This window comes from Treponema putidum, from assembly GCF_000755145.1.
Classification (GTDB): Bacteria; Spirochaetota; Spirochaetia; order Treponematales; family Treponemataceae; genus Treponema_B; species Treponema_B putidum.
The window spans coordinates 2551939-2563264 of sequence record NZ_CP009228.1 but is presented as its reverse complement, the minus strand read 5'-3'; the positions used below and the strand labels follow the sequence as shown (position 1 = coordinate 2563264).

The 11326-nt window shown below is 35.9% G+C and carries 7 protein-coding genes; 3 read left to right on the top strand and 4 right to left on the bottom strand.

The annotated features are described in order from the left end of the window. Positions 1-65 precede the first annotated feature (65 nt). Positions 66-716 carry a TetR/AcrR family transcriptional regulator gene (locus tag JO40_RS11770; protein WP_044979497.1) on the bottom strand — a complete coding sequence of 217 codons (651 nt, stop codon included), beginning with the start codon at positions 714-716 and terminating at the stop codon, positions 66-68. A gap of 197 nt (positions 717-913) precedes the next feature. Between JO40_RS11770 and JO40_RS11765 the strand changes: the two genes are divergently transcribed. Further along, a complete protein-coding gene (locus JO40_RS11765) occupies positions 914-1528 on the top strand; it encodes a master DNA invertase Mpi family serine-type recombinase (RefSeq protein ID WP_044979496.1) in 615 nt (204 codons plus the stop codon). Between the two features lie 66 nt (positions 1529-1594). After that, a complete protein-coding gene (locus tag JO40_RS13210) occupies positions 1595-2488 on the top strand; it encodes a TaqI-like C-terminal specificity domain-containing protein (RefSeq protein WP_144242288.1) in 894 nt (297 codons plus the stop codon). On the opposite strand, the gene JO40_RS11755 is transcribed toward JO40_RS13210, so the two are convergent. The 3 genes from JO40_RS11755 to JO40_RS11745 all read right to left on the bottom strand — a co-directional run bounded on the left by JO40_RS11755 (position 2478) and on the right by JO40_RS11745 (position 10648). Then, a complete protein-coding gene (locus JO40_RS11755) occupies positions 2478-5684 on the bottom strand; it encodes an Eco57I restriction-modification methylase domain-containing protein (protein WP_158506579.1) in 3207 nt (1068 codons plus the stop codon). The genes JO40_RS13210 and JO40_RS11755 overlap by 11 nt on opposite strands. Positions 5685-5823: 139 nt before the next feature. Further along, positions 5824-6840, bottom strand: a complete 1017-nt coding sequence (locus JO40_RS11750; RefSeq protein WP_044979494.1) for a virulence RhuM family protein — start codon at positions 6838-6840, stop codon at positions 5824-5826. A gap of 16 nt (positions 6841-6856) precedes the next feature. Beyond that, entirely contained in the window at positions 6857-10648 is a 3792-nt protein-coding gene (locus JO40_RS11745) for an SNF2-related protein (protein ID WP_245608884.1), read from the bottom strand. Positions 10649-10706: 58 nt separating this feature from the next. On the opposite strand from JO40_RS11745, the gene JO40_RS11740 reads away from it, so the two are divergent. After that, the gene (locus tag JO40_RS11740; protein WP_044979493.1) at positions 10707-11303 is read left to right on the top strand and encodes a carboxypeptidase-like regulatory domain-containing protein; all 597 of its coding nucleotides are present in this window, start codon (positions 10707-10709) and stop codon (positions 11301-11303) included. Positions 11304-11326: the final 23 nt, after the last annotated feature.

Sequence of the window (11326 nt, the reverse complement as noted above, 5' to 3'; positions counted from 1 at the left end):
ATTAGTAAACATTGTTTACTAATTGTTAGTATAGCCATACATTAAAAATTTGTCAAGAGGAAAAATCAATTTTCTTTGTTTATTTCCGCCTCCGGTTGCATAATTTTATTCCAGCAAAAATACATTACATCGGTTAAGATATCTATAAAGGATAGGGCTTTTTTATAAGAATATTCATGTGTGATGATTTCAAAAAGCGGTGTTAATGCGGTGCTGTAAATTAAGTGAAGCCTGTCATCGTCTAAAGGGTTTATATTTATACCTCGCTTTTTTAAGTCGGCAATGAATTTTTTGCACGCTGTAACATCCGCCATTACGAATTCGTGGCGGATGTTTTCGTATTTTGTTCCCGCCGAGCGGTTAAACAAAAGTTTAAATTCGTCGAAGCGGCTGTACACAAGTGTACATAAATTCTGCAAAGAGTCGCGTATTGCTTCCTTTGTTGATAAAAAGTCTTTAGTTTCGTATAAATGCATTGCTATTTTGGAAAAATCGGTACCGATGCTTAAGGTTTGCGTAATAAGCGGTTGTACGAGGGCATCAAAGATTGCCGCCTTTGAAAGGAAGTGCTTATACAAGGCTCCTGCCGTTATACCCGTCATTGCAGCAATGGAACGCATGGATGCCTTTTCAAAGCCCTTTTGCAAAAATTCCGTTTTTGCGTTTTTGAGGATTTCCGTATAGGTCTCATTCTTTTTTTTCGATTCTTCCATCATTTATATTATAGGCATCAGTTTTAAAATTGTCAAAGGGGCATCTTTAAAAATAGGGGGCTTGAAGCTCAGATAGATCAACTTATATATAAATTATACGGATTAACACAGGAAGAAATATATAGTATAGAAAAAAATAAAAGTTGAGGTGCCGTGCATACTATCGCTTTAATGCGTATACTACAAAGCGGAGGTAATCTATGATATACGCATATTTGCGGGTTAGTACAGAAAAACAAACGCTGGAAAATCAGCGGTTTGAGGTATGCCGTTGGGCTGAAGAACGAAACATTACTATTGATGAGTTTATCGAAGAAGTTATGTCCGGCGGAATTTCGATTGGGCATCGTAAGTTGGGTGCTTTAAGTGAACAGTTACATGCAAATGATTTACTGATTGTACCGGAACTTTCACGGTTAGGCAGAAGTCTTTTAAATGTAATGAGTTTCTTGAATGCTTGCATTGAAAAGCATGTCCGCATTTTTTCAATTAAAGAAAACTTTGAGTTTGCAGATAATATTAACTCAAAAGTGCTGGCTTTTGCCTTCTCGCTTGCAGCGGAGATTGAGCGGCAGCTTATTAGTCAGCGTACAAAAGAAGCCTTAGCTTTGCGGAAAACGCAAGGGGTCGTACTAGGCAGACCTAAGGGGCGTAAAAATTCTTTATTGAAATTAAGCGGAAAAGAGCAGGAAGTTGAAGCACTGCTCAATAAAAAAATTTCAAAAGCTGCAATCGGTAGAATCTTTGATGTGCACCGTATAACGGTTGATAAGTTTATTAAAGAGCGCCTTAACAATCCGGTAATAGCAGAATAGCTTCTATCCTGCGATTTTGGAGCCGCCTGTACATGACGGTTCCAATAATTATATCGTCTAGTTTTTATTCCGCTTTTTCTTATCGGTTACTATTTATTATTTTTCAGCGGTTTACTTGAACGAAAAAACAAAGCTGTAAACATTATTTTTCCTCGCAATTCTTCTTGGGTTATTTTAAGCCCAATAGAACAAAGAATAAAAGAAAAAATTGAAAAAGTTGGAGTACCGTTAAAAGACTGGGATATCCAAATTAATTACGGAATAAAAACAGGCTGCAATGAAGCTTTTATTATTGATAAGACTAAAAGAGACGAGCTTATAAAGCAATCGCCTAATTCTGTCGATATTATACGCCCGATTCTTCGTGGCAGAGATATAAAGCGGTATAGCTATGATTTTGCAGATACATATTTACTCAATGTACATAATGGTATCCGAGAGAAAGATATTCCTCCCATTAATATTGATGACTATCCGGCTGTTAAAGCACACTTAGATCACTATTGGGATAAAATATCCGTCAGAGATGACCGTGGAAAAACCCCGTATAATTTACGAAATTGTGCATATATGGACGATTTTTCTAAGCAGAAGATTATTTATCCATGTATTATGGCTGATGAGCCTAAATTTTGTCTTGATAAGGCAGGTGAATATTTTACAGTAGCTCCAGGTAATATTATTACAGGAAAAAATATAGAATATTTATTAAACATGTTATGCTCTAATTTATTATATTTTGCACTAAGAAAATTTTATATGGGTGGTGGTATAGAAGGAGAACTGAAAACTAATAGATTAGAACTTTTACCTATTGTACTATTTGATGAAAGTAATAAAATATGTAAAAAGCTAAAAGACTTATTTACAAATAATAATGAGATTGATAATTTAGTATATCAGTTATATGGCTTAACTAAAAATGAGATTAATTACATAAGAAATAATTTTAATTGCTAGATGTGTATACCTCCACTAAATTAATTTCTTCTTTTGTTAGCTTATAAAGGTCATAAATATAGTTATCTATTTCTTTGTAATTTTTATATTCCATTAGTTTTTCTATACGATTTTCTTCTTTTAGACATGGAATATAAAGCTTTAAATTCTTAATATTATCTGAATTACCAGCATTACCTCCCGCTGCATTACCAACTAGTAATAGTAAAAACCATCTAAATAGATTTGAATTTAACATTGCACATAAATATTTTAATTTATCGCCTATAAAAAAATGCATACTATCTTGTATTAAAATATTTTCATCAACCAGAGCAAAAACTTTTTTACTTGCTATTCTATTCCAACAAATCTTTGGTTTAGAAAAATCGTCCCAATAATTTGAACCAAATCTCTGCAAAGCATACCACTCATATCGTATACCGGTTTCTGCTTGATTACGATTGGATAGCTGATCCTTATATTGTAATAAGTGATTATAAATAGCTAGGTATTCTCGTTGAAAAGCTCGCTCTGCTTCTTTCGAAGCACCTTTTATTTCAGAATTACCATGTAAGGGGAAATGCCATGGAATAAAAATTAAATATTTATCGGCAAAATTATACCCATATTTTTTAATATCCTTGCCTCTTAATATCGGGCGTATAATCTCAGCACTTTTAGGACATTTTTTTATTAGTTCATCTCGTTTTTCTTTGTTTATGATGAATGCTTCATTGCAACCGGTCAAAATGCCTCGATATATTTTTATATTCCACTCTTTCAGTGGAGTTCCGACTGCTTCAATTTTTTGCTTAATACGCTGCTCTATATCTGAAAGAATAACCCAGCTATTGCCGTTTTTAGGAAATTCAATTGCTTGTACTGGTTGTTTAGCTAAACCGCTCCTATCTTTTAGACACTCCAATCCTCCCCGCAAGGCATACGTGTTTTGTGTATATGCAGCTTTTTGCAGTAGTAAGATATTTACATCCACAGTTGCATTTTCAAAAACTTTTTCACCGGCTAAGTCAATAAGAATCTTTGGTTGAGTATGTTCTGCAAAATATTTACGGCTGGTTTCCCCATATCCTGCCCTCATCCATTTGTTAGAGGTAATATAACAAATGTGTCCACTTTTTCTCAGCATGGCAATGCCTTTTTCGTAAAAAAGTTGATAAATATCACCCATTCTATTAAAAGTATTGAACTTAGCCGGTTTATACATTTTTGCCAGCTTACCGCCATCATCTTGCAATTGTACATACGGCGGGTTACCAATTACAATATCAAAACCCTTGCAATCAGCCGGTCGATTAAATACCTCACTAAACCATGTATGCCATAAAAAGAAGTTATTATTTTCATGCAAATCAATTTTTTCAAGTGCTTTAACTATTTTTGGTGGAAGCTGCCTTTCTTTTAGAAGCAGAATGACTTTTTCTTCTATTTGTTTTCGAATTTTAGATTTAGCAATATTATCTTTCGGAATATAATATCCATTAATAGCAACTAAAAGCTCCTCAATCATTTCTTCACTGTCAAAAAGTTCACCATTACTCTGAGTAAGATTACTCAAATCTTCCCCCTCATAACTTTCCAATAAGCTGTTACCCTGCATTATTTTATAGTCAAGGTTGGGAAGAGGGAGCGGTATTTTTTCATCGACGATGATAGCAAGCCAAAAGCGCAGACGGGCGATATCAACGGCTCCTTTTTCAATATCGACTCCATAGATATTCTCACGAACAATGTCTTTTTTAATGCGTGAGCGATTTTCTTCATCTGAACTATCTCCTTCCAGTAACATTCTGCATGCAAAAAGTTCATTCAGCATACCCATCGGGAAAGCCCCCGAACCTACTGCAGGATCGCAGATTTTAACTGTTTTAAGTGCCGATAATGCCGCATTCTTATCCTTTATCCTAGCCGTTTCATGCTTTAGAACTAAATCACGCATTGCCGGTTCATCCTGTATTTCTTCGGCAAGGTATGCGATAAGGCTTTCTCGGCACATATATTGTACAATTTCTTTCGGAGTATAAAATGCACCTTTATCTTTGTTATCTTCCAGAAGATTTTCAAAAATCTTTCCGAGCATTTCAGGGTCTACGCCGACTTCCCGATCTTCAGGATCGGTTTCGTCAATAGTGAAATTATAACGGGCAAAAAAATCTAAAAGACCGCAGCTTGCATCATACGGATAGTCGTTATTTTGACCGATGCGGAAAGTACGTTCTATTTCCCTTTGCTTAGGATTACCGAACAATACCGCCGGAAAAATAACCGGAACACTGTCTTCCGGATCCTCTTCAAAAAGCCCGCCATTCAAATACGGTACTTTCCCAAAACGATCAAGTAGTGTTTTATCCCAACCCTTTTGCTTAAAATGACGAGCTCGATCTTCGGGATTAGTATTCAGCATACCGAAAAAGAGCGGATCAAGTACGGTAGAAAGAAAATCATTTTGTTGCTTCTCGCTTGAGCGTTCAAAAAGATGTTGTAAATAATCTCTGTCGCCGTCATTCCAGTTATCGTCCGTGCAACCGAGCCATCCTTTTTTCTGTAAAAATTGAATAAATACGAGCCGTCCCATCATCTTTTTGATATAATCACGGACTTTCTTTTCTGCCTTTTGTTCATCCCCATTGCCTATTCGTTGAAAGTGCGCAAAGATTTTTGTATGAACTTTTGCTCCGGCTACAGCTCTGTTCTCATAGCCCGATTTTCCTTTTGCTTTGATATAGCGTTTACCGGTAATGTATTGCACAAAATCTTCGTAGAAAACCTTATACTCGGCAAAAAATTCCTTACTTAATGCCTCTACACTAAATGCGTTCAACATATCCTCAACGGTTATAGCAGCAGAATCGGCTTTTTTTGCCAAATATTGGAAACGCTCTGCAATAGTCCGGCAGGGATGTTCTATCCCGCACAGATAGGTATACCGTTTTGCACTTGTGCTCGTTTGCAGTGTCTCTGCTCGGTGTGCAAAACTTACCCGCCATTCATTTTGATTATCAGCAAAATGGAAAAAGATAAGCGCTGAGCTATTATCTTCCATAATTTTGCGGATACAATTCTGAATACTAACACGGTTGCGTTTGAGGTGTACCGACGACTGTACTTCTACATCGGCAAATGTTACGGGAAATGTCCCTGCAACTTGTGCTATGATTGAAGCCTGTAAAACATTCTTTTTATCGGCTTCTGCCAATGCAATCGGTGTTGCTTTCCGTAAATCCGTTGCGTTTTTGAAAATAGGAAGGATTATATCTTCGTAGATTTTGTCTTTTCCGGGATAGGTTTGTTCAAAAATAGTGCGAAAGTCAGTCATAGTGTGCTCCTTAACAATATTATTTCTTTTCTTTTAGTTTTTTTTCCAGATTTTCCAGAGACTTTAATTCAAGCTCATCCGCTTTGTCGGCTTCAGAAGCATAAAAAGCCTTACGCTTTGCATCAAATTCAAGATATATGGATTCAACTTTCTTTTCCATTTGTTGATGAGAACGAACGCCTTTGTCATTTAACAGTAAGAAGCCATTATCAACTAAAATTTTGTCGAAATTTTCTTTCCAATAAAGCATTGTCAAATCTTTGCGCATCTTTGCACGCAATTCAGCTGTCTCTAAGAAAATAATGACAATTCGATTTAATACATCAAGTTCATCTTTTGTAAGATAATTCTTTGAAACATAGATATCCTGTTTTCTAACAATACTACCTTTCCAACTTGTTAATGCCATATTAGGCTTTGAACTATCAGCACGGCTTAAAATAAGTTCAGCAGCAGTTTTATGTGTAACTGCATAAATGAGCTTATTTTGAGTAGCAGCAAAAAAATTTTGAGTTGCTTTATCCGAACTATCATAATCAGAAGAAAGGGCAAACAAATCACGAACTTTTTGATAAAAGCGTTTTTCAGATGCTCGTATATCACGAATACGCTCCAGCAGTTCGTCAAAATAATCAGGTCTTCCATCCGGATTTTTAAGGCGGTCATCATCTAGTACAAAACCTTTATGTAAAAATTCAGTCAAATTTTGGTTTGCCCACATCCTGAATTGTGTGCCGCGTTTACTGCGAACTCTAAAACCAATAGCTAAAATCATAGGCAGCGCATAATACGTAATTTCATAGTTTTTGCCGTCAGAGGCAGTTGTCAAGTAATCCTTGACAACTGCTTTTTTATCCAGTTCTTTGTCTTTGAAAATATTTGCAATATGTAAACTGATATTTTGTTTAGAACTCTCAAAAAGTAAAGCAATCTGCTGTTGATTCATCCATATCATACCGTCATGTGCGTATAATTTTACATTGGTCTTACCGTCTTCAGTATTATAAATAATTATTTCATCTTTTTTTTCTAGCATACAAGTTTTTTCCTCTCTATCTTTCCGTTATAAGTGCTATTGATAATGCAGTGTATGTATCGGTTTCAGGTTTATTTTGATGCGCTAATTGATAGAGTTCTTTAATGACATCTGCCTTATTATCGAATAGCCCAGTATTGTCAAAGTCTATTTTTAATACTTTTTTTGCTAATGCCGAATTATGGTGCATAATGGCATCAGAAATGGCATCGAGCATGTTATGCAATTCAACGGAGTTAATACTTGTGTATAATTCTTGTATTTTAGTTCGCGCTTGCGTTATCTCTTTGTTCTGTTTGCTATTTCTTTGCCTAATAATCAATGCTGAGTTTTGTTTATCTTTTTCATAGCATTCCATAATCGATCTTTTACAGGCTGTTATGGTATCTATCTTTATTTCAGACTGTTGTGTCTCAAGTTGTATCAGCGGTTTTAAGGCTTCAAAAAACTCCAGTTGGCTAACTTGCTGAGTCTTAATGTTGGACGAAAAATATAATAATGATTGCATATACTCATGCCGATCGTTATATTCGTGCATCGCAGCAAATGATCCGTGTTGTTGATTTTGTATGGCGGAAATAACAGGCTTGTCTATCGATTTTAGTTTGGCATACTCATCCGGCTGCTCTTTTTGAAATGTTTGTAATTCTGCAATAAACGGCATAAGCGGAGATTCTTCATCATCGGATGTTTCGTATATTACCGGATCAAAATGCCTTACTTCTTCTTTTGTTGAATAAATTTGTGAATCTTCACCGAATAATTCATGAAAGGTTTGCAATTTTATATATGTTCTATTCTTAATATTTATTTGTGCATCACCCAATGTTGAAGGATAAAAATTATAATTCCATATTTCTTTTGCTTCCGTACCGATACGGTTAATACGCCCAAGCCGCTGCATAAGCCGCGTTGCATTCCACGGCGAGTCATAATTTAAAATTGAATTAGCACGGTGCAGGTTTACGCCTTCGGAAAGGACATCGGTGGTAATAAGTATCTGGTAATCATCACGTTTTTCACCTTTGTAATTTGCATCAAAGTTTGCCGCAATAATATCTTTCATATCATCACGATTTGCTGACGTAATTGAAAGAACATTGCAATGCGGTATCGGCATTTCGTATAATTTTTGAACCAATGCTTTTTGAGTTGCAATACATTCGGTAAAAATAATTAACTTTCTATTTTTATTTCTTCTTTTATTTAAGAATTGATTAGCTGTTTCATAAATAAAAGTACTCATTTTAGGATCAGCTGTTTGAACATCCCATTTTGAACATAAGTTTTTGATAAGCTGTAAATCATTGCGCAACAAGGTTATATAGCTTTCATCAAAATCAGCTCTTTTATATTCTTTATTAGAACCTTCATATTCGCTGCCGGAATTTCTTTTATTCGCTTTTTTCGCTTTATCTGCTAGCATGTCAAGACACTGCTTAAATTCATCGTTGTTTTTAATAGCATTATTGCCGAGTTCTTTATTTACATCCAAATCGGGACAAATAAAAATACGATTTACTTCCCACATCCTAATCATATTTTCAGTATAGCGGGATAAGTTATGCAAAGATTCTTTAAAGGCTGCTTGGCTGCTTTCAAGCCGTTTAACCAGCAACATTTCCATCAACTGGGCTAACCGTTCCGCCGTATTACTTACCGTTAAATTTTTTACTTCGTATAATGCACGATGCTCTTTGTTTTTCAGAAATTCAATCGCTCTGTAGCGGTAATAACCGAGGCCGTCTTTTCCTGCTTCCGTACCGAGTGAAAAAATCTGATTTCCAGCCTCATCCGTATCAATTTGACTAACTTGCGGGGCAATAATATTTATCGTACTGTTAAAAAGATTTCCTAATTCGCCTTTCATCTCATAGGGTATTTCAATCGGTTTATTTATTTTAGGAAATTTCAATGCTTGAGTTTTTACATCGTCTTGATAATATTTTTCAATATCCGTTCTTGTTCGGCGGATTATTAACGGTTCAACAATATGTTTCCGTATATCTTTATTGTCCGCAATAAGATTTTTTTTATCTTGAGCTAATTCTTCCGGTGTCTTTTGAATTTTTATCCCATTCATAAGTTTATACCGTTGAATATACTGCTTGTATCGGTCTTGTTTTTCTTTAAAGTAGCGTTCAAGATCATTTCCAAATTCGCCGAGGTTACACAGGGTTGCATTTTTATGTTCACGCTGGAATAAATAAATCTGATTCCGTAGATCATACGGAGCATTATTTTGCGGGGTTGCCGAAAGAAGCATAACATAGGGCTGAGGATTTATACTTCCTATTAAGTTATCAAGTTTTTGATACATGAGCGTATTGCTGTTCCTAAAGCGGTGACTTTCGTCAACTACAATCATTCCGTATTGTTCTTTTTTTAATACTAAATCAAAATCATTTCCGTCAGCATAATCATCACTTTCTCCGCTGTCATCAAGACGCCCGATTGTGGTAAGGTTAATACGCTGTTTAATTTTTTTCTGAGAAGTTTCGTTTTTGTCGAAATAGTTGATTGAATCGAGCCAACTCTGGTGAATAGCTGGCGGGGTGATAATTAACACCGGATGAGTAAAGTTCGTTTCTATCAAGTGCCGTTTCACAATCATCAATGCAGTAAAAGTTTTTCCTAGTCCGACTACATCGGCAAGGATAAAGCCTTGGTGCCTCTTCATAATTGCAAAACCTTGATTGACAGCTTGATTTTGATAGGTAAGCTGTTTGAACTCCTCATCATGAGGGATATATTCATCAGGAGTGATTTTGCCGTCTCCGTTTATTACTTCATCAAACTGATCGATCAAAAATTTAATATAGGTTTGATAGGGAGAAAGGATGGTACACGGTAATTCATGTTGAGATTGTGAGGGGCGTTCTGTTTTTTCACTTTCTATCCCTATCTCCGATTTTCTTAGCACTTCTTCTAAAAACTCCTGCGTCCAATCGGAAGCTAATGCCCATTTTTCATTGAACCATGAGATATGACCTTTCGACCTGTTTATTTCATCCGGTTTTGCAGTGATAATCTGGGGTACCGTTTCCAAATAATTCAGTTCGGAATTTTCCTGTAATCCTTTTCCTGTAAAATTGCTGCTGCCTATAATGCCGAAAGCTCTTCCTTCACCGTAAAAAATATAGCACTTTGAATGGAAGAATTGCTGCTTATCATCCGCGCTTAGACCGCGGAAAATACGAATTTCTATTTTGGGGTCATGTTGACCTTCATGCTGCTCCTTGCAAAAGTCCAGTAAAAGCTGCACAGCGGGAATATATTCCGATTTCACTTTTAAATCGGCAAGATCGGTTCTGATAAAATCTTGAGGATAATCGGCGTCTTTATATTTAACGTCGGCACTGTATTGCGCAAAAAGATACGGATCCTTCCCGATAAGTATACGCAGGTGCGCATCCTCTGAGCGTTCTAAGAATGCCCGAAGTTCTTCTGCAATCAGCTGTGTGCCGGGAATATCCCAGTAGCCGGTTGCAATGTCAATGCGGGTAATACCGGGGATGTTGATCAGTTCTTTGAGTGTATCAGTCAGTTTTAAATGTTCGGAATTGTCAATCAGCGTACTTTGCATTTTTTCCTTTACGCATTTCTGTCTTTCAGGATGAATTTTATCGTATCTTTTGAATTTAACATATAAGCCTCTACAATGGGTACAGTATATCACAGTATGGGTAAATTTAAAAGACTGCACATACGAATTTAAAGCTCGTTTTTTATTAATTTTTTGCTTTCGAACAACAGCGGGGTGGTTACGCTTTTTAGGCTGCCGGCGGCGTTCTATTCGTATTGACATAAGCTCTCTTATATTATACAATTATGTCAGCTTTTATAGCTAAATCGGAGAATGACTTATGAAAGAAATATACGGAACGGTCTACGATAAGAATAACAATCCTCTTGAAAAAGCCCTCGTAGCCCTCCTTAACAATAAATTCGAAATTGAGTATTCCGATGAAACAAATAATGAAGGAAAATTCAATTTATCTGCTGAGCCGAAGTATTATCCGTTTTTTATTGCTGTAAAAGAGTACAAAGAAAATTATCTTGAATACTGGAGTCAAAATATAGACCTTGATGAGGATTTGGAAATTAATCCTAAAATGGATGTGATTGAGATATACGGTTTACACTGTTTTCAAGTTAAGGGAGCAGGTAACTATTTAATGGTCTACTTTAGACCCATGAGCCTAAGTAAGTTTAAGGCAAACGAAAAAAATATTGTTCCCGATATAGGTAAAGAATCTTTAACCGTATCTGTAAACGGTGAATTTTGCGAAATATTGACTCTTTCGCGTGTTGAAGAACAATTTCCTGATGCCCAAATGACATCCTTTCTTATACAGATTTCAACGGATGGGGTAAAATTTTCCGGTAAGAATAAACTTGAACTTAGCATAACCGATAGGAACGGAGACTATGGAGAAGCTTCAATATTCTTTAAACTTTAATTTTTCTACAAATTTTATAAGGA

Excerpts from the sequence above, each read along its gene's own strand:
- JO40_RS11745 (WP_245608884.1), bottom strand. The coding sequence starts at position 10,648 with ATGTCAATACGAATAGAACGCCGCCGGCAGCCTAAAAAGCGTAACCAC.
- JO40_RS11765 (WP_044979496.1), top strand. The coding sequence starts at position 914 with ATGATATACGCATATTTGCGGGTTAGTACAGAAAAACAAACGCTGGAA.
- JO40_RS11770 (WP_044979497.1), bottom strand. The coding sequence starts at position 716 with ATGATGGAAGAATCGAAAAAAAAGAATGAGACCTATACGGAAATCCTC.
- JO40_RS11740 (WP_044979493.1), top strand. The coding sequence starts at position 10,707 with ATGAAAGAAATATACGGAACGGTCTACGATAAGAATAACAATCCTCTT.
- JO40_RS11750 (WP_044979494.1), bottom strand. The coding sequence starts at position 6,840 with ATGCTAGAAAAAAAAGATGAAATAATTATTTATAATACTGAAGACGGT.